The 19,166-nt window shown below is 68.3% G+C and carries 13 protein-coding genes and 4 pseudogenes; 8 read left to right on the top strand and 9 right to left on the bottom strand.

Going from position 1 to position 19,166, the window contains the following annotated elements; translation table 11 throughout:
- Nucleotide 1: 1 nt before the first annotated feature.
- The 4 genes from ACH4VX_RS30785 to ACH4VX_RS30770 all read right to left on the bottom strand — a co-directional run bounded on the left by ACH4VX_RS30785 (nt 2) and on the right by ACH4VX_RS30770 (nt 2,686).
- Nucleotides 2–223 (bottom strand): hypothetical protein, encoded by a 222-nt coding sequence (locus tag ACH4VX_RS30785; RefSeq protein ID WP_398371974.1) that lies wholly within the window; start codon nt 221–223, stop codon nt 2–4.
- Complete coding sequence (locus ACH4VX_RS30780) at nt 175–516, bottom strand: RICIN domain-containing protein (protein WP_398371973.1); 342 nt, start codon at nt 514–516, stop codon at nt 175–177. Before ACH4VX_RS30780 ends, ACH4VX_RS30785 begins: the two co-directional genes overlap by 49 nt.
- On the bottom strand, nt 504–914 hold the full coding sequence (locus ACH4VX_RS30775) for an SGNH/GDSL hydrolase family protein (RefSeq protein WP_398371971.1): 411 nt from the start codon (nt 912–914) through the stop codon (nt 504–506). Before ACH4VX_RS30775 ends, ACH4VX_RS30780 begins: the two co-directional genes overlap by 13 nt.
- A 320-nt stretch (nt 915–1,234) precedes the next feature.
- Entirely contained in the window at nt 1,235–2,686 is a 1,452-nt protein-coding gene (locus ACH4VX_RS30770) for a glycoside hydrolase family 76 protein (RefSeq protein WP_398371969.1), read from the bottom strand.
- Between the two features lie 161 nt (nt 2,687–2,847).
- On the opposite strand from ACH4VX_RS30770, the pseudogene ACH4VX_RS30765 reads away from it, so the two are divergent.
- The 3 genes and pseudogenes from ACH4VX_RS30765 to ACH4VX_RS30755 form a co-directional block, all read left to right on the top strand.
- Nucleotides 2,848–3,165: pseudogene (locus tag ACH4VX_RS30765) on the top strand (NPCBM/NEW2 domain-containing protein); the annotation flags it as partial.
- Complete coding sequence (locus tag ACH4VX_RS30760; RefSeq protein WP_398372095.1) at nt 3,063–3,713, top strand: glycoside hydrolase family 76 protein; 651 nt, start codon at nt 3,063–3,065, stop codon at nt 3,711–3,713. The pseudogene ACH4VX_RS30765 and the gene ACH4VX_RS30760, both read left to right, overlap by 103 nt.
- Nucleotides 3,670–4,329 carry a transposase family protein gene (locus ACH4VX_RS30755; protein ID WP_398371967.1) on the top strand — a complete coding sequence of 220 codons (660 nt, stop codon included), beginning with the start codon at nt 3,670–3,672 and terminating at the stop codon, nt 4,327–4,329. Before ACH4VX_RS30760 ends, ACH4VX_RS30755 begins: the two co-directional genes overlap by 44 nt.
- Here ACH4VX_RS30755 and ACH4VX_RS30750 read toward each other — a convergent pair.
- On the bottom strand, nt 4,275–5,894 hold the full coding sequence (locus tag ACH4VX_RS30750) for an endo-1,4-beta-xylanase (protein ID WP_398371965.1): 1,620 nt from the start codon (nt 5,892–5,894) through the stop codon (nt 4,275–4,277). The genes ACH4VX_RS30755 and ACH4VX_RS30750 overlap by 55 nt on opposite strands.
- A gap of 351 nt (nt 5,895–6,245) precedes the next feature.
- A complete protein-coding gene (locus tag ACH4VX_RS30745; protein ID WP_398371964.1) occupies nt 6,246–6,791 on the bottom strand; it encodes a transposase family protein in 546 nt (181 codons plus the stop codon).
- A gap of 270 nt (nt 6,792–7,061) precedes the next feature.
- Here ACH4VX_RS30745 and ACH4VX_RS30740 point away from each other — a divergent pair, with 270 nt between their 5' ends.
- Together ACH4VX_RS30740 and ACH4VX_RS30735 are read left to right on the top strand one after the other, a co-directional pair.
- Nucleotides 7,062–7,424, top strand: coding sequence for a hypothetical protein (locus ACH4VX_RS30740; protein ID WP_398371962.1), 363 nt, complete (start codon nt 7,062–7,064; stop codon nt 7,422–7,424).
- Nucleotides 7,421–8,074 (top strand): annotated as a pseudogene (locus ACH4VX_RS30735) (nucleotidyl transferase AbiEii/AbiGii toxin family protein); the annotation flags it as partial. The gene ACH4VX_RS30740 and the pseudogene ACH4VX_RS30735, both read left to right, overlap by 4 nt.
- A 49-nt stretch (nt 8,075–8,123) precedes the next feature.
- Here ACH4VX_RS30735 and ACH4VX_RS30730 read toward each other — a convergent pair.
- Entirely contained in the window at nt 8,124–8,534 is a 411-nt protein-coding gene (locus ACH4VX_RS30730) for an FKBP-type peptidyl-prolyl cis-trans isomerase (RefSeq protein WP_398371960.1), read from the bottom strand.
- A 523-nt stretch (nt 8,535–9,057) separates the two neighbouring features.
- Nucleotides 9,058–9,519 (bottom strand): annotated as a pseudogene (locus tag ACH4VX_RS30725) (ISAs1 family transposase); the annotation flags it as partial.
- A 122-nt stretch (nt 9,520–9,641) separates the two neighbouring features.
- Here ACH4VX_RS30725 and ACH4VX_RS30720 point away from each other — a divergent pair.
- The 3 genes from ACH4VX_RS30720 to ACH4VX_RS30710 all read left to right on the top strand — a co-directional run bounded on the left by ACH4VX_RS30720 (nt 9,642) and on the right by ACH4VX_RS30710 (nt 18,883).
- A complete protein-coding gene (locus ACH4VX_RS30720; RefSeq protein ID WP_398371959.1) occupies nt 9,642–10,742 on the top strand; it encodes a hypothetical protein in 1,101 nt (366 codons plus the stop codon).
- A 137-nt stretch (nt 10,743–10,879) separates the two neighbouring features.
- Complete coding sequence (locus ACH4VX_RS30715; protein ID WP_398371957.1) at nt 10,880–14,110, top strand: hypothetical protein; 3,231 nt, start codon at nt 10,880–10,882, stop codon at nt 14,108–14,110.
- 21 nt (nt 14,111–14,131) lie between these two features.
- Nucleotides 14,132–18,883 (top strand): hypothetical protein, encoded by a 4,752-nt coding sequence (locus tag ACH4VX_RS30710; RefSeq protein WP_398371956.1) that lies wholly within the window; start codon nt 14,132–14,134, stop codon nt 18,881–18,883.
- A 144-nt stretch (nt 18,884–19,027) separates the two neighbouring features.
- On the opposite strand, the pseudogene ACH4VX_RS30705 reads toward ACH4VX_RS30710, so the two are convergent.
- Nucleotides 19,028–19,105, bottom strand: a pseudogene (locus ACH4VX_RS30705) (hypothetical protein); the annotation flags it as partial.
- Between the last annotated feature and the right edge of the window lie 61 nt (nt 19,106–19,166).

Genomic DNA, 19,166 nt, shown 5'->3' with positions numbered 1-19,166 from the left:
GTCAGCGGCGCTCGGTTGGATCCTCGGCGGCCCGGAGGCTGGTGTTGTGCTCGTGGATCAGCCGCAGCGCCGCGTCGCGGTCCCGTCGGTCGAGAGTGTCGACCAGGTCGCGGTGCAGTTCGTGCCGGTGGGCGATGTACTCGCCCAGGGGCTGGTCGCTGGTGGGCAGGACCGTCAGCGTGTGGCTCCGTTGGCCGTACCCGCGCCCTTGGCGTCCAGGCACTTGCCCAGCGCCCGCAGCGTGCCGTCCGCCGGGGCGGTCCACCGCTGCGCGTCGGTGTCGTTGGAGGACCACGACTGGACGGCGGTGCCGTTGTCGGACCTGCCGCCGTCGACGTCCATGCACTTGCCGGCGATCGCGGATCTCACCTGACCGCCGATGGGGACGGGTTCGCCGATCCAGCCGGCGGTTTCGGCGGCCAGGATGCCGTCGTAGAAGGCGGCGGCCATCTTCCGGTAGCCGGCGTCATTGGGGTGCAGGCCGTCGGCCAGGTCCCCCGTGTTCAGGCCGCCCATGTCGCCATGTCGACATAGCGCACGTGCTTGCCCGCGGCCTGTTTCGCCTGGACCATCCCCGGGATCCGTTGGTCGAACGCGCCTCTGTTCGCCTCGACCGAGGAGTTCGTGGAGACGGTCAGCGACGCGACCAGCACGGTCGCGTCCGGTGCACCCGCCACCACCTGGTCGATGAGCGCGTTGAGCCGGTCCGCCGCGGTGGGCACCTGGTAGTTCTGGCCCAGGTCGTTGGTGCCGATCATCAGGGTCACGACGTTGGGCCGGTAACGGGAGAGCGAGGCGTCCGCGATCGAGGCGATCTGGTCGATCCGCCAGCCGGAGTGGCCTTCGTTGTCGGGGGTCCGCCATGGAGCCCGCCCGGGACGTCCCCACGAAGTCCAGTGCGTACCCTCTGGCACTCAACCCGTCCCAGAGCGGGCCCCTGTAGCCGTTTCCGGTGCTGCTCCCGATCCCGTCGGTGATCGAGTCGCCCAGCGGCATGACGCGCAGGGCGGACACCGCCGGCGCCTGCTCGGCCGCGGCGACGGGCAGCGTGCCCCCCAGAGCACGCCTGCGGCTGTGGCTGACGCCACGGAAAGAGTTGCGATGAGCCTCTTCATCGGTCAGTCCTCAAAGTGGAGTCGGTTCGGTTCAGGTCGCTGCCCGACGCTTCCGGAATCGGCGCCGGGTCGTCCACGGCCGGTACTGTCAGCGGCTGACGGGTCTGTCCTCGGCTCCCTCACCCCGTGGCGGCGTTGAGGAGGTCGAGCACGCTCTGCTGGCAGCCGTAGCCGGTGGTCGTGCTGCCGCCGCTCCAGTGCGGGCCGTACTGGTCGAGTGCGTTGCGGTCGCGGTCGTAGGCGCTGTTCGCCCAGCGGGTGAGGGCAGCGGTGTAGGGATGGTCCGGCAGCTCGCGGTTGAGGGTGCCGAGTCCGCGGACGTAGGCGCCCTTGAAGCTCGGGCCGTCCCCCGTGCAACCGTCACCCTCGCCGGGCTCTCGCAGGACGCCGTCCGTCTGGAGCCGGACGGTGGAGGCGTCGGCCAGGCCGCGCGCGGTCGTCAGGAGGCTGGGGTCGCCGGTGGCCCGGTGGAACTCGGTCAAGGCGCCCAGGATGACGCCCTGGTTGTAGGTCCAGGTGGGTTGGCCGTTGTTGGCGCAGTCGTCGCCGAGACCGTCGTTGATCAGGCGGTCACCGTTGATCATGCCGCTGTTCCGGAACCAGTTCCATTCCCTCTTCGCCCGGTCCAGATAGGTGGTGTCACCGGGGATCCGGTTGTGCAGGGCCGAAGTCAGCTGGAGGAAGAGCTCGTTGGTGATGGCGTTCTTGTAGTCGCCGTTCGTGTTCCAGCGGACCCCGCCACCACAGGTGTCGTTCCAGTTGGCGTACATGTGGTCCGCGTCGGCCCGCGCGGTGTCGAGGTACCGCCGGTCGCCGGTCAGGTCGTAGGCGGCGATCCAGGCCAGACCCCACCACCCCGTGTCATCGAGGTACTCGTTGCGGAACTGCCCTCCCTGCGCGTTGATGTTCTTCTCGTACGTGTCGGCGATGGCGTAGGAATAGCTGCCCATGCCGCTGGTCCGGATGTTGTCGATGATCGCGGTCAGGGCGTTGGCACTGGTCCACCAGCCGTTGCCGCCGAAGAGTTCGCTGTCCCGGTCGTACGACATCATCAGGGCGGTGGCCGCCGCGGTACTCCTGCTGCCCGCGTTCCAGGTGGTGCGCGCCCATGGGGTGCACGCGATGGTGCCTCCGGCCGGCTGTCCGCAGGCTCGAAGGGCCCCGACGCCCTGGGTGTTCCAGTCGTCGACGTTGTACATCAGGGTCCGCCAGCCCTGCCCTCCGGAAGGCACCGCGGTGTCGCCGAGACGGCTTCCCGACTCCCAGGTCCGGCCGCCGTCCATGGATCGGTCCAGCCAGACCCGGTCGCCGGGACCACCGTTGTCGATGGACGCCCACCCCATCGCGTCGGCGTCGTCGAAGTGCAGCGCGATCGAGCGCGAGGAGACCCTGGTGGTGACGGGAGTACGGTCCCCCGTACCCAGTGCCGGGTCCCGCGCGTCGCAGTACTTGTTGCACACGACCGTCGGCGCCGCCGTGGCGGGGGGTGTCGACACTTCGCCGACGACCAGTGCGGATAACGATGTCAGAGTGCTCGCGAGGGCGGCCGAAACAGAACTCAGTGGCTTCATGGAGGAGGCTCCTGAAACGTCTGGTCACAGTGGGGGGCGCTCTGTCGACCGGCCGAGAGCGCTCTCTGAAGTTAGCCACGCCGCATGGCCACGTCAACGCATCGACCGTGTCGGCACATTGAGGCCATCTTGTTGACAGACCTTCGTGACAGCGGTCTCATGTGGTTGCTCTCTTGGCCCTCGGCACCGGTGATGGCGGCCCCGTGACCGTCCGCGGCGTCCCGTGCCTGAAGAGCGCGGGCGTCCTCACGGACTCCACCGGTGAGGTCTGTCCGGACGGTAGGTGCGCACGGTTCACGGCCGTCACCGGCCAGGAGGACGAGACCGGAACGAACGGCAGCGTCGCCTTCGGGGCCCTCGTCGGCGAGAAGAATATCTGCACAACCGACGACCTCGACGCCGTCGCAGTGGGGACGGACGTCACCGGCACCGAACGGCTAACCCTCCGGGTCAGGGGCGCCGACGACGGCAACGCCCTCGACCACGCGAGCCGGGCCAGGCGACCGGGCACTGCGGCACCCGGTCCGGTGCGGGGCCTCGACCCCGCCGACGACGGGGACCTACGGACGCGTGCGACCCTCGCAGGCACTGCCACCCTCCCAGACCTCCTCCGGGCCGGGCTGGCTTTCGTGCGCGGCTACAAATCACCGGCAACCAGACCTACCTCAACCAGGCGCGATACGCCTTCGACCGCCTCTACAACCGGGGCTGGGACGGTGTCCTCGGCGGCGGCATCTGGTGGGACATCCGCAAGCGCGACAAGAACGCCCTCAGCAACAGCCCGGCGGCCGTTCTCGGCTGCCTGATCTACGAGTCCAACGGTGACCGCGGATACCTGGACAAGGCACGAGCGATCTTCGACTGGGTGTGGGAGAGGCTGCTCGACCGCTCGACCGGCAGCCGACCTGAGCCGCGTGCTGCCGAACCTGCGATCACCGTCGCCTCGAACTCCTCCGACCCGAGCCGCCTTTCATGCAGCCGCCATGACCGAGACAGCAGCCGTTCCCGCGTCGCCACCGATCAGTGACGCCGACCCGTTCGCCGCCGAGTACCTGGCACACCCCGAGCCACTGCACCGGCGGTTGCGCGAAGCCGGCCCCGTCGTCCGCCTGTCCCGTTACGACGTACACGTCCTGGCCCGTCACCAGGAAGTGCACGCCGCCCTCGTCGACTGGCAGACCTTCCAGTCCGGTGCCGGAGTCGGACTGGCCAGTTTCCGCCACGACGACCCCGTGATCACCACCGGCCGCAAGGCCACCCGGAACCACCGACTCACCGATGCCGAGAAGGAAGCGAACCGGCTGATCAGCCGCGAACGCGCCGCCGGCGAGCACGGGTTCGCCCACCTCAAGTCCTGGCGCATCCTGACCAAGGTCCGCATGAACGCCCGCCACGCGACCACCCTCCTGCGGGCCCTCCTCGTCCTCGCGAACACCGGTCCAGAGGTGACCGACGATCACCCCCGCAGTGATCATGATGCTGACCGGCAGGAGTCCGTCACTCCCGGACCACACCAGCCCCCCCAGCCCCGCGAGCCGCGGAATCAGGATGAAACGATCCCACTGGTCGTTCGCGGCGTTCGCCGTACCTATCCAGCACCTCGGCGGCGAGCGTCGTCCAGGACGTCACGCAGTGCCCAGTAGGCGGGTTTCACCTCGTACGTCGCGTCCCAGGGAAGAGCGTTTCCCGGACTCGGGGGATAGTGTCGCAGGTCAGCCGTGGAGCCGTACTTGTCGGTGAAACCCCAGGTCGAGAACGAGGTGCAGTTGGGTTCTTCGCCGCAGACTGCGAGTTTCCCCGCCAACTGGCGGGCCTGGATGTCCTCTTCGTCCTCGTCGACGAGGACGTCCGCCTCCGAGACCCGGGCCTTCAGGCCGAGCCCGGCCAAAGCCCTGACCTTGCGTCGGAAGACCTCGGGGTCGGTACGGTCGCCGACGGCGTATTCGTGGTCCTGGAAACCGACGCCATCGATCGGAACGCCCCGCTCCTTCAACCGGATCAGCAGCGCGTAGAGGGCATCCCAGCGTGGACCGTCCTCCTCCACCCCGTACTCGTTGAGGTACAGCACCGCGTGCGGGTCGGCCTCGCGGGCAGCATGGAAGGCGATGTCGATGTACTGCTCACCCATCGCTTCGAACCACAACTGTGGCCGCACGCCCCGGTTGCCGTTGAAGTAGTCCTCATCCTCGTCGGACATGGGCTCGTTCACCACGTCCCATTCCGCCACCTTCCCCCGGAAGTGGCCCGCTACCGCGCGTATGTGCTCCACCATGACGCGCCTGCGTTGCTCGTGCGTCATCTCGGCGCGCATCCATGCGGGCAGGGCTTCGAACCAGACGAGGGTGTGGCCATGCACCTTCATCCTGTTGGCCTCGGCGAAGTCCACCAAGGTATCGCCTTCCGCGAACGCGAACACGCCGCGTCGAGGCTGGACGAACTGCGGCTTGAAGTCGTTCTCCGGCGTAAGCATGGAGAACTCCTCACCCGCCGTCCGGCGGTAGGCGCTGTCAGTCAGCAAGGGGCCCGCGGCCAGGGCGGTTCCCATACGGATCGGGCGTGGGAGAACCGCCGCCAGATCACGCATCGCATCGCTGGACCGGGGCACTCGCAGGCCAGGCGCGTCCACGACGGACATCCGGCCCCGTCCCAGTGACCGCGCGTGGAGATCGCTGAGGGTCCAGCCCTTCCCGCGGGCTCCCGCATCCGCGCCGAACCAGATGCGGCCACTGCCGAAGACGTCCCGCGCGGGAACGGTTCCCACGACCCTGCCGTCGGCCTCCAGCACAAGCCTGTTTGCGCGGACTTCGACGGCGAGGCGGACTTCGAGCCCCAGGCCGCTCCCGAAGGTCCGGGTCATCGCAGGTCTGTCGGAGTCCCCGTCCCAGCGGTCGATCCGGAGCCTCCCACCGACCACGCCGATGCGCACGCCGCGCCGTTCGTAGCGCCATTCGTCGTAGATGACCGGCGTCTCACCGTACAGATGCAGGTAGGCATCCGTGTCATCCGTGCGCCGCAGGCCGGCTTCGATCCGGACATCCCCTCGGAACACCATGTGGGGACCGCGCAGGTTCACCGGTGGGTTCGGCTGTCCGCCGGTACCGTCCTGGCGTGTGATGCGCCGGTCGAGGGGTGTGACCCGTACCCCTGTGTGCGTGGGCTTCCCGCCGGCGAAGTGAGCCCAGTCCCTGCCGTTCAGGAGGTCCTCCACAGGTCCCCCTGCGGGCGCGGAGGTGTCGGCACGGTCCCCCGAGGCACCAGCGACCAAGGCACACACAACCGCGATGACAGCGCTCTTTCGAAACCGCATGAACAGCAGTACTCCGTATCCTCAGCCCGTCTTCCGACGGCATCGCCGCCCTCAGCCACACCGTCGCCGAGCACCGTCCTCCCCAGCCGAGGCAAGAACGGTGCGCAACCGATCGCGCCGCCCCGCTGTGACTGATCGCCATTGTTTCAGGTGCGAGTGAGGGACCGTCGGCCGAGGACCGTTCGGGAACGACGGCCGGAGAGCGGTCGGTACGGTCGGCGGTGGGCCGGTACGGTCGGCAATGGGATCGTTTCATCCTGATTCCGCAGCTCGCGGGGCTGGGGGGCTGGTGTGGTCCGGGAGTGACGGACTCCTGCCGGTCAGCATCATGATCACTGCGGGGGTGATCGCGGTCACCTCTGGACCGGTGTTCGCGAGGACGAGGAGGGCCCGCAGGAGGGTGGTCGCGTGGCGGGCGTTCATGCGGACCTTGGTCAGGATGCGCCAGGACTTGAGGTGGGCGAACCCGTGCTCGCCGGCGGCGCGTTCGCGGCTGATCAGCCGGTTCGCTTCCTTCTCGGCATCGGTGAGTCGGTGGTTCCGGGTGGCCTTGCGGCCGGTGGTGATCACGGGGTCGTCGTCGGGCTGGTCGTCCAGGCCGACGAAGCCGAGGTCGGCCAGGGTGCCGAGGCCGGCCTCGCGGAGATGCGCGGTGATCTTGTCGTGGCGGGCGGCGGTGATCTCGCTGGACCGGCCGGGCCGGGCGGAGGAGATACCGGCCGGCTCCGTGCGCAACAGCTCCGCACGTTCCTCCAGCTCAAGCCGCTGCTGTACCGTCCACGTCAGCACATCCGTCATGCCGCGGAACCTACGCGGCCAGCCGCCGGGCCCGCCTCAGAACGCCCGACCTCACCCGTGACAGACGATCACGTGCTGACGATCTCGCCCCCGACCAGCCGGAGCCCACCAGCCACGACCCACACCAGGGCACATGACCTGCGATTTTCAGGATGGAACGCGCTCAATGGGAGATGCCCGAGGGAGGAGTGTGCGGCGCCCGACTCGTACGTACGACAGGGGAGCCCCGTATCCGCCATGCCGCCGCCTCCCGGCAGCGATACCGGACGCATGGACACGACGCCCACCGCTCCCCGCGCCGAGGTGCTGCGGGACCGCTGCCGCAGCCGGCTGCCCGAGCGATTGCAGGAGCTGGCCGGCCCTGTCGAGGGCGACGTGGACCTGCCGCTCCACATCGTCTGGTCCGGGCGGACGAGCTACAGCCTGGACCGTCCGAAGTCCCGCATGACGCTCTACCGGACCGTCCTCGCCGAAGGACTGCGCGAGGACCTGGCGGCCCTCCTGCACCACCGGCTGCTCGCCGAGCAGTGGCCCGTGCTGCGGCGCTTGATCAGTCCCTACATCCGCGAGGTCTGGGAGGACGCCTTCCCCGAGCTGCTCCGCGCCGCTCCGGCCGACACGACCGCCGCATGAAGCTCACTCCGCTCCACGAGCGTCTCCTCGCCGACGTCCTCGACCTCGGCTCCCCCTACCCTCTGGTCCTCACCGGCGGATACGCCGCGCAGGCCCACGGCCCGGTCGAACGCTTCAGCCGTGACCTCGACGCCGCCACCGAGAACCCTGCTCCGATGCGGGAGATCGTCGCCTCACTCACCGCAGGCCCCAGCGTGCGCGGAGGGCGGACCACGCACGTCCGGACCGATCCGCTCAGCGGCCGTTTCCTCGTCACCGATCCGGACACCGGCGAGGAGTGCGAGGCCGACGTCTTCAAGGAGGCGTTCTGGGCTCCGTCCGCCCAGACCCCCTACGGCCCCGTTCTTTCCCTCGACGACGTGATCGGCACCAAGGTCCGTGCCCTCGCCGGCCGCGGCACCGTCCGCGACCTCATCGACGTCCGGGCCGCCTCCCGCCACCGCTCCACCGCCGACCTCGAATCCCTGGGCCGCCGTCGCGCCCACGACGAGTTCAGCCTCGAAGACCTTCGGGACCGGCTCATCGGCGCGGACTGGTACGAGGATGAGGACTACACCGCGTACGGGCTCACCTCCCGGCAGATCGAAGAACTCAAGGTGTGGGCGCTGGAGTGGGCGGAGGATCTGGGTGCGCGGATCCATGACGAGAACGCCTGGGGCGAGGGCGAGGGTGAGGGCGCGGAAACAGGAACGGTCTGGGTCAGCGGGCGTTGCTCCAGCCGCCTGTGCCGGCGGAGTACGAGTCGAGCAGGTCCACCACGAAGACCAGGGTCGAGCCCGCCGGGATCAACGGCGAGGGCGACTGGTTGCCGTAGCCGAGACGCGGGGGAACGACGATCTCACGCCGACCGCCGACCTTCATCCCCCTCAACCCCCGGTCCCAGCCCTTGATGACCCTGCCGCTGCCCAGTGCGAACTTGAAGGGCTGGTCACGGTCCCAGGAGGAGTCGAACTCCTTCCCGGTCTCGAAGGTCACCCCGACGTAGTGGACCCTGACCACCATGCCCGGCTTCACCTCGGCCCCGTCCCCGACGACCAGGTCCCGGACGGTCAGTTCGGCAGGCGCAGCACCCTCCGGGACGTCGACCTCGGGCTTCGTCAGTTCACTCATCGCAGTTCCGTCACTCTCCGTCGCAGACCCTCGTGCGGGCCGACCCGGCCCATGGACACTCCATGCGGCAGAGGATCACGCTAACGCGCATGCCGGTTTCCGGAGCGCACCGGATCAGTGGCCGCGCATGGCGGTCCGTCGCACGGCCGGCGCACGAGCCCTCGCGCGCTCGGGCGGGACGCGGTGGCTCGGGTTGCACGGCAGCCGCCCGGGCGGGAAGCGGCGCAGAGGGTCAGGGCCGACGCGCGCCTTTCAGTCGACTGCGTCGAGTCGCGCCGCCGCCCGCAGGTCCCTGAACGACGAGATGACCTCGGCCAAGCCGTACCGCAGGGGCATCTCCGACTGCCCGCCGGGCCAGGGTCTTTGAGAAGTGATCGGGCCTTGCCCCCGGGGAGTGGACACCTGTTCGTGTTGTTATGCGGCAAGTGCCAGGGTAGCTGACCGCTGTTCGTAGGCGATCGGTGCCTGGTGTCCGTTCGCCGAGTGTCGTCGGCGGGTGTTGTAGCGGGTGGTCGCTGTGCAGGGCGTCGAAGGTGACCACGGTGCCGGCCAGATCGAGTGGTTCCAGCAGCGGTCGGAAGGCGGCCGTCTCGTTGGTCGTGGCCCCCACCTCCCGCTGGGCCAGGGTGACGGTGGGGGAGTGGGTGACGGCGGACAGCAGGTGCCGGTGGCGCTGCTGTTGGTGCGCGGAGCCGGACAGCGCCTTGCCGTCCACCGCGATCGCCGCCCTGGGCGCCGGGCCGGTGGTGGCGACGTCGGTGTGGTCGCGTTCGGCCAGGTAGGCGCCGATCACGGCGTCCAGCACATCGCCGTCGAGGGCGGCCAGGAGCCGGGTGAGGGTGGCATGGGACGGGGCGCGGCGGCGTCCGGGCAGGTGGCGGCGGATGCCGGGCTGTTCCAGCACTGTGGTGGTGGCGTGCTGGCCCCACTCGGTGATCTCGGTGATGGTCCGGGCGCCGGAGACGACTGCGCAGGCGCAGACCAGCAGCAGGCCGCCCTGTTCGCCTGGGCCAGGGCAGAGTTGAGCTGCTTTTGCCGTCCGGCCGAGGGGTTATTACGATCGTCACGTGCGCAGATAATTGAGGGGAGGGCGATGAGGAGGCATCAATGCTTTTTCCCGACCCCTTGCCAGATCTTTTGACGCCAGACCTGGGGATGAGTGCGGCGCTGACAGCAGCACAGGCGCAGACGGGCCTTACGTTTCCCGCCTTGGGTGTACACCTGAAATGCCCCATCTCGGTGGTGGCGGTCCGGAACCCGACCAGCACCTCCCCGTCCTTCGCTTATGCCGGTTTCCGTGACAGGGAGATGCATTTCTCGGGCAGCCTGCTGAAGGTCGCGGCCATGCTCGCCGCCTTCGAGTTGCGGCAGAGCGCTTCCGATTTTGCCGTCACCGAAGGCGACTGCTCGGCGAACGTGGTGTTCAACGACTTGAAGTCGGCTTTCAACGCAAACATCCAGACAGCCGCCCCGCGTTTCCTGAGCGAACCGGGCATCACCGAGCAGATGCGCGTGCCCAAGTACCCCAGGATCTTCGATTCCCCGCAGGGCCTCGCGAGTGGCGGATGCCTGGTGTCGTTCAGCCCCGATTTTGCGGCACACGTGCGAAGCATGATCGTACCCAGCAACAACGACGAAGCCGCTGCCACGATCAAAGCGCTCGGGTACAGCTGGATCAATGGGCTGTTGGCAAATGCCGGCCTCTTCGACCAGACCGCGAATCGGGGCATCTGGCTGGCCGGGACGTTCAAGCCCGGTCCTCCCGATCCCTTCCCTGCCGTGCGGGTGCCCTCGATGAATGACGGCGACTCAGCGCAGGCGACCACGACCATCGATATGGCGCGGTTCCTCGCACTGCTCATCGAAGGCGCAACACTGGACTCGCGCAGCGTTGACGGTATTGCCTCCGAAATGCGTGACCTCCTGGCCGACGCACAGTCCGTCGGTGACCGCTCTTTCATGACCACGGGAGCCCGGCCGGGCCTCAACGGCCTCGGCGCAGGTTTCACGATCACGCATTCGAAGATTGGACTGGGGCCCCTCAGTTCCGGGGGAGTAGTCGCCTCCGAGGCGACCATCCTCTCCCACAACGACACCGGCCAGCAATTCCTCGTCGTTTGGCAGAACCTGCTGAACCTGAACGACCGCCACAACGCGATGTCGTTCATGGTGCGCCGAACCCTCCTCAATTTCCTTGGCATTCCTTGACCCGTAGCGGAAGCTCCGGTATCGGGAGCTGCCCGTTCCGCCCCCAGTGGCGGGAGTCCGTCACCGGAGTGAGCATGGAAGAGAGGTGGAGGTGCCTACGGCGCACCTCGCTCCTCGCGTGACCCTTCACCAGTTTCATGAGCTCGGGTGAGGCGTTCCTCATGTCTTTCCGTATCCGGCGTCCTGTTTCTCTGAGGCTCGGGGAAGAGCTGTGCAACCATCCCGGTGATGGCCAGCACGATGACCACGGCGACCGGGTCGGCCGCGAAGGGTTCGGCGGCGGGCGATTCGGCGGCCGGCCGCACGGCCGGCCTCATGGTCCTGGTCCGCATCCAGGCCCGGGGTCATTTCCCGGCCCCGACCGGCCCCCGGAGCCTGAGCCGCCGCACGAGGTGGACGTTGCGGAGGGGCCGTTCCGGGTGGTGCGGCCGGCGGACATGCTCGTCGTCGACATCGCCCTGGTCAACTTGCGCTTCGACGGCCGCCGCCTGGTGCGCAAGGACCGGGCGCAGCCCTCGTTCGTCCTCGCGGGGCTGCCGCCGCAGCATGTGCTGGAAGAGGTCCCCCTGAATCTGAAGGTCACTGCTTCCATGAAGGCAGTCACCGCCGGCTCGACCCGTCTGGCTTTCTTGGTGCCGGACAACATCGACAGTTTGGACCTGTCGCTGGACGCGCTGCTCGGCTGGGCGCGCCTGGTGCCCATGACGGTGCCCGTCGTTGGCCCACAGAGCCCGGACACGCCGGGAACGACGGTCTTCCAGGGCCTTCCCCGAAGCGTCATCGAGTTCCCCACCCGGCTGTTCCTCTCCTACGACGACCCCGTGGACTGGGTCGGCCACCCCCAATCCCAACAGGCCGACGGCCGGAACGCGTTGTGGCACGCCCGGTTGCAGTTGCACGGTGAACGGGACGGCGACGTGCGGCTGCGGGCCTTTGCGACGGCCGGGGACCGGGGGGCACCGCCGGGGAACAGTCCGATCACTGCCGACAACATGGCGGACCTCGTCACCCTCAGCAGCCGGGTCGAGTTGGTCCCGCCTGGCGACGTGCCGATCGATGTACCCAGCGCGCCGTTGCATGCCGAGCAGTTCATCGTGACGCCTCAGGGCTCCTCGGTCCACCTGCACGGCCTATGGGGCAGTCCGCCGAATACCCCCGAGGAGCGGGAACGGTACAGGAAGGTCGGACGTCACTTCCCCAATGTGGTGGCGTACGACCACATCACGGGACTGGGGCGTGACCAGTACGTCCGCGTCGTGATACACGGCAGCTTGTCGACCGGCCACGAGTCCCTCCTCGTGACGGAAACCAGGCGGTGGTTCATCGCGGGCGCGGACGACGGAATCGTCGCCTACCTGCACAAGGAGCAGCACATCGTCGTCAAGCAGCCGGAGGTCGAGTACGGAGCTCATACCGGCTTCCAGCACGCAGGACGCGAAATGCCGTTCCGCACGCTGCGCATCACGGACCGGGTCACCCCACTGATCCAGACTCGGACGGACAACCCGCAAAACGTGGCTTTCTGGGTGAACCTCGAGGACTCCGGTAAGGACTTCGATTTCACCCTGATCGGCACAGACGCGGAGGGGCGCAAGGTCAGCTTCACCATGCCTCTGGTGTTCGTGCCCGACGGACTGACCGATGAACAGGAGCAGTTGACGAGGCTGTACAACCCGGCGACGCCAACAGAAGAAACGAAGGCAATGATGGAGAAGCGCCTGAGGCGGGAGATGCATGGTCAAGTGATGGCCATGGCGGAGCCGCCCGCCGGCGCTTTCGGCAGCACCAGCCATGCGGTCGGGACCCTCACCTTCGGGCTCGGCACCTTCACGCTCGACACCCGAGATGGCACCCCTGTGGTGGGCCAGCCCTACGTTTCCGCCGCAGCGGTACGCGTCCCCGCCGTCGAGCAGTTCACCCCGAACGCCGGGGATCTCGAGGTCAAGTTCAACGCCACCTATCTGCAGCAGACGATGCAGGGACACCCGGCGGGTGCGTACCTGGATCTGCAAAGGCCGCTCAGCCTCACCTTCGGAGCCGAGCAAGCCGGTGGACTCTCCAGCCCGAATTCCGCGGTGAAGACGATCACCAGCCGGGCAGGCGTCATCCCGGACGTCATCAAGACGGACCCCACCACCGGCGCAGTCCTCGATGCGGCACCCATCAAAACCATCAGGGATGCCTTCGGCGGGGCCCAGCTGCTCGGTATCGACCTCAGCACATACCTGAAGGGCCTCGTCAAGGATCAACTCGGCGCACTGCAGCAGCTCGACGACAACCAGATCAAGGACATTCTGGACAACCCTCGAAGGCAGCTGCCCGCGCCCGTGCTGCGTATACGCGACCTGATGGACGGACAACAGGGCAAGGAACTGCGGTACGTGTGGAAGCCGCCGCTGGAACGGCCGACGACGGCAGGTGGTGGGGTGGACCCGACCGCCCTCCTCGACGTGTCCAAGGCCTCGCTGATCCTGGATGCCCGGACCGTCCGCTCGACGGACGCCGTCGGGAAGTCCACGGTGCAGGGCAGCCTGAGCCACTTCGCGCTGGACTTCTCTGACATCGCCCGAGTGGAATTCGACGAGCTGAAGTTCCAGACCAGCCCAGGGCAGAAGCCCGAGGTGACGGCCTCCGGTGTGGAGCTGAAGTTCAGCGGTGCGCTGGAGTTCATCAATTCCCTCCGCAGCGCGCTGCCCGCTGATGCCTTCGGTTCCGGCGCGTTCATAGACGTCCAGACCACCGGCCTCCGTGCCGGCTACAAATTCGCCCTTCCGGCCATCGGCCTCGGCGTCTTCACCCTGTCGAACGTCACCCTGTCGGCCGAGCTGGTGATCCCTTTCGACGGCAAGCCGGTCGCGTTCCGTTTCTCGGTCTCCGAGCGGGTGCACCCCTTCAACGTCACGGTCTCCCTGTTCGGTGGCGGTGGCTACTTCTCCATGCTGGTGGACGCCAGCGGTGTACAGGAGATCGAGGGATCCATCGAGTTCGGTGGCGCAGCGGCGCTGGATCTCGGCGTCGCCGGCGGCGGGGTGTCGATCATGGCGGGCATCCGCTTCCAGCTCGACAAAAACGCGGTCTCCCTCAGCGGCTACCTGCGGTGCAACGGCTTCCTTACGGTGCTGGGTATCGTGACGGTGTCCGTCGAGTTCTATCTGGAGCTCACCTACGAGAAGAACAAAGAGACCCACCAGTCGGTGGTCCGCGGCAGGGGCACCCTCACGGTCAGCGTACGGATCGCCTTCTTCAGCAAGTCCGTCCAACTCGAAATGGAGCGGAGTTTCGCCGGCGCACCGGGCGACCCGACGTTCGCCCAATGCTTCTCGAAGGATCAGGCCTGGCCGGAGTACTGCGCGGCGTACGCCGCGTGAGCGAGCCGCGTGGAGACCACCATGGACTTCGAACAGCAGATCAACTGGACCGTTCTCCCGGCCGGACTGTCGGACGACGGCAGGCATGTCAAGGTGTCGGTGTTCATCGCTCCGCGGCTGATGGGGCCGACCCCGTCCGACGACCAGACGAAGCGCGCCACGCTGGCCCCCCACTTCCCCGATTTCGTCCACTGGCCAGACAAGATCACGCCCGCCACTTTTGATTTTGCCACCGCAGAGGGCACCTCCGAGCCCCCCACGACCGACGAAGTCTCCGAGATCTCCGACACGCCTGCCCCTTCGACGCCCTTCGTCATCGGGCTGAAGCCGCAAGACCCGCTCCCTGATGTGAACTTGTGGAAGAGCCTCTTCAGTGGGGAGACGCCGCTCGATCCTTACGTCTTCGAACGGCATACGGACCAGGCGTGCGAGACCTACTCCACTCAGCGGGTCAGCGGCTTCACCAAGGGCAAGTACGCCGAAGCGGCCATGAATTCACCCGAGACACCGCCCCCCACCAGGCACCTGATGCGCCCATCGAGCGACGGCTCGACCGGTGATCCCGGAACGAGCGATGCCCTAAGAGCCACCGGGAGCACGGGGCCCGGGGACGTGCCCCCGGCGTCCCCGGAGGGCGAAATGCCGATGCCTCCGGAGCTCGCGGATCTGCACAGCTTCCATACGATCGAGCTCAACAGGCCGCCCACCGTCGCCGGTGAAGAACCGCCCCCGCCGCCGCCACCGAGGAAGCACGATCCCGACTTCCACGAGATGCTCACCTGGCTCGGCGATCACCCCACGCTGCTGCGGCGACTCGGACTCGTTCTGGACTTCCTCCTGCCGGCCGACCTGCTCCCCGTCTCTTCGGGCGAGCGGTTCCTGAAGGTGACCCCCCACTGGACGCCGGAACTCGGCAAGGGCACGAAGGGGTCGCACAACGTGTCCCCCCGCACGCGCTATGTCTTCCTCCCGGACCTCCGCGCCTTCGTCTCCCGGGCCTCGGCCGTCACCAACGGCCCGCTGACGTCACCGTCCCGCGGCCTGGTGGAGCTGAAGGGAAAATTCACCGTTGAGCCGGCTGACATCGACGCCGCCGCAGGCAAGATGATCGCGCCCGCCGAGGACGCCACCGGACTCGCCCCGGTACGGACCCATGGGCTCTGCCTGGTCAGGAACGACCGGCTGGGCACCCTCAAGCAGGATTTCGCGCGGGCAGCCGAGCACGACGTGGCGTTCACCCGCGTGGTCGATCAGCAGAGAGCACAAGGTTCGACGCCCGACCCGCAGAGTCCGGGAGCCGCCGCCCCGCACGCCGCGGAGGATGAGGTACCCGCCCCTGAGATGTTCGCCCAGAACCTGATCCGGGGCCACCGGCTCGACATCTGGGACGAGACACGACGTCAGTGGTTCTCGCTGCACGAGCGCGAGGTGGAGTACCGGCAGGCGCGCGGCGGACCGGTCCTGCTCACGGCCTCGGACGAGGGTTTCTTCCAGGCCCACCTGGCCACACCACCCCGCGACGCCGTGAATCCCGACCACCTCTACGTACCCGAGCAGCTGATCACCTGGGAGGGATGGTCGCTCTCCGCGCCCCGGCCGGGGCTGGTGCTGGACACCGACGACGGTTCGGCCGAGGACGGCCGCCCCCCCAACAAGCCGGTGCCGCTCAAGAACCAGGCGGAGACGAAACTGCCCCTGGAAATCACGCCCAAGGTGCGGCCCGGCAGCCTGCCCAAGCTACGGTTCGGCCACGAGTACCGGGTACGGCTGCGCACCGTGGACCTCGCGGGAAACGGCCTGGACGTGACGGAGGCCGACGCCCTGGTCGACCTGGCGGGCAGAGGCACGGATGGAGCGGCCCCCGATGGCCTGAAGGACAGGGAAGCCCTGATGCTCCCCGACGAAGCCGGGCTGCTGACCTTCCAGAGGTTCGAGCCCGTCCTGGCGCCCGTTGTGGTGCCCAGATTCCCGTTCGGGGAAGGCGCCTCGCCCTTCCGGATGGTCATCCGGAGCAGCCCGGGGGCCGGCCCACCCCCGGCCGGAGCCGGAACACAAGTCACGGTCCACCTGGCCAATGTCCAGTTCGGCAAGACCAACGACGAGGTGCGCATCGTCCAGCAGGCCCTCCTGGACAACGGCCGCTCCCTCCCCCACGGCGCGGACGGAATCTTCGGCAACGAGACCAGGACCGCCTACGCGGAGGAGCAGCGCGCCCAGGGCTTCACGGGCAGCGGTGCTGACGGCATCCCTGGCTGCACATCCCTCACCAAACTCGGCCGCAACAGAGGCTTCGCCGTGGACTGCGGCACCGGTACCGGGACCGTGGCGAGTACCGGAGCCGGCCGGACGGCTGAGCAGTACGCCGCGGACTTCAACCGATCGTCACTGGTCACCGCGGAAGGACACCTCCCGTACCGGGGCACGGACGAACGCCATGTGGTGGCACCGAAGGCGTCACTGCGGTGCATCGAGTGGCATGGCCTGCTGGACGATGCCATCGGCTCCACGGACCGCAACGTCCAGAACGCGGTCTACGACCTGGCCGTACGGGAGAGCGGTTCGCTGAGCGACACCTCCCCGTCCCAGCCGGACATCCAGGTTGAGACGATCAAGTCGCCGGCGGCGGACCCCAAGAACCCGGCGAACACCGTTCTGCACACGGGCGAGCAGGTCGAACTACCTTACCTCCCCGATCCGTTGTCCACGGGAGCCGTGTTCCTGGACCTGCCGGGGATGCCCGCCGGGGAGCCCTTCCCGGTCCCCTGGGACGGCGATGTCTGGCACCGGCCGCAATCCCTGAGGCTGCGGCTGGCCGAAGGTACCGCGCCGCCGCGCTTCGACGAGGCATCCCGGGTGCTGGCCGTCTCCCTGCCGAAGGGCGCCGTGGCGACCGTCCGGGTGTGCTCCAGGATCGACTTCGACGAGAAAATCATGGGCATGGCCGGGTGGTGCCGTCAACAGCAGGAGTCGGTACCGAGGCTCGCGTCGGAGACGGAGGGGGACGCGGCTGCAAGAAGGGCGACGGAGGCACGGAGAACCGACGACAAGCTGGCGCTGGCCGCAGCCAGCCGGCACTGGATGTTCACCCCCTGGCAGGAACTGAGACTCGTCCACGCGGTCCAACAGCCACTGAAATCACCGGTGTTGACGCTGGCGACCCCGGCGACCCCGCGTGCACACGGGGCGACCGCCGAGCATCTCGCCGGTTCCGTCGCGCTGGACGAGGACAGTACGGACCGGATCGACCTGATCGCCGAGTGGACCGAGGTGACGGACGGCGCCGGGGGCCGCGAGAGCCGTGAGATGACCGCCCCGGTCTTCGACCTGCTGACGGCGAGGGCGAGCCTGAACGGCGTCCCGGGGACCGAACCCTACCTCCTCCGGAACGGCGTCCTGAGCTTCAGCACCCAGGCGGCCGAGGACAAGGCGAAAGCGGAGGCCGCGGCCGCGGCGGCACACCCGGACAACCCCCCGACCCCGGACAACCCTCAGGGCAACCAGGGCAACAAGCCACACCCGCTCCCGCCCGTCCCCGCGAAACACGAGTTCGGCGACACCAAACACCGGACGGTGCGTTACCACCCGGTGGCCGGCAGCAAGTTCGCCGACTACTTCCCACCACAGTTCGCCACGCCCGGCAAGAACGTGCTGACCGTGGAGGGAGAGGCGCAGGAATACTCGGTGCCGAGCAGCGAGTCCCCGATGGCTCCGCGACTGCTGTACTGCGTGCCCACGCTCACCCTGGAGCACGTCGGCGGGCCGCCCGGTCCCATCGTCCACCAGCGGCGCGGTCGCGGAATCCGGGTGTACGTGGACCGCCCCTGGTTCTCGTCCGGAGACGGCGAACTGCTCGGCGTCGTCATCGGCGAACCGCCGGGAGGCGACCCCAAGTCCGCGCGGGACTCCCTGGTCACCCTGATGGGCCGCGACCCCATCCACCGTTCCGCGCCGGTCTTCGCGCCGACCCCGGAGATGTTCACCAACGCGGTGCGACGGTCCGGCCCGCTCCTCCTCCCCACGCCGTCGGGAACCACCCTCCCGGTCACGGTCGTCGGCTTCAGCCCGCAGTTCGAAGCCGGCACGCCGAAGCCCGGCGAGGACGAGAACAAGGCCGGCCGCTGGTTCTTCGACCTGGACCTGGATACCGGGGACGCATGCCTGCCCTTCGTCCGGCTCGCTCTGGTCCGCTACCAGCCGGATTCCATCCCCGGAGCGGAGATCTCCAAGGAGGTCGTGCTCGCCGACCTGGTGCGCACCCTGCCCGACCGCCAACTGAGGGTCACGCCCGGCGATCCGCTGTCGGTCAGTGTCACCGGGCCCTCCTGGGACCCCTCCGACTCCCCGCCGCCGCGGATCACCGCCACGCTGCAACGCCGGAACAGCCTGGTCGACGACGATGACCTCGGCTGGGTGACCCTCGAAGACACCACCGTCCAACTCACCTCCGTCGACGCGGAGTCCTCCCGAACCCCCTTCTTCACGGGCCAGCTCCCGATACCGCGCGGGCGTCGCGGCCCGTTGCGCCTGATGGTCCTCGAAACCGAGGGCATCCCTCCCGACAGCCCCACCCCACCCACCACACCCGGGCCGGTGATCTACTGCGACACGGTCACCTTCACACGGAGGCCGGGCGGCCCGGGCGGCGGCCATGACGGGGATGGCGACCACGACCACGGCCACGACCACGGCCACGACCACGACGGCCACGACCACCATGGGCCGGGCCACCACGGTGGCGGGTTCGGCGGGTTCCCTCACGCTGACCCGCGCTGACATGCCAAATCCCGGTTGGCGGATCCAGGACCGGCGCTGGTACTCCCGGACATGAGCAGAATCGCTGAAGTCATCGTGCTGGCGGTCCGCCCGGGTCAGGCCATGCCGCCGTCTGCGGGTGATGCCGCTGATGCCGTGCTCGCGCATGAGCCGCTCGACGCGTTTGTGGTTGACCCGATGCCCTCTCCTGAACCGTTCCGGGTTCGGTAGGGACTCGATCATTTGAGAGGATCGAGTCATGGCACGTCCTTCCCAGTACCCGCTTGAGCTGCGCCGTCGTGCG

This window comes from Streptomyces sp. NPDC020731, from assembly GCF_044334705.1.
Lineage (GTDB): Bacteria > Actinomycetota > Actinomycetes > Streptomycetales > Streptomycetaceae > Streptomyces.
Note: the sequence above shows the minus strand (reverse complement) of the source record. Positions and strands in the feature narration are given on the sequence as shown.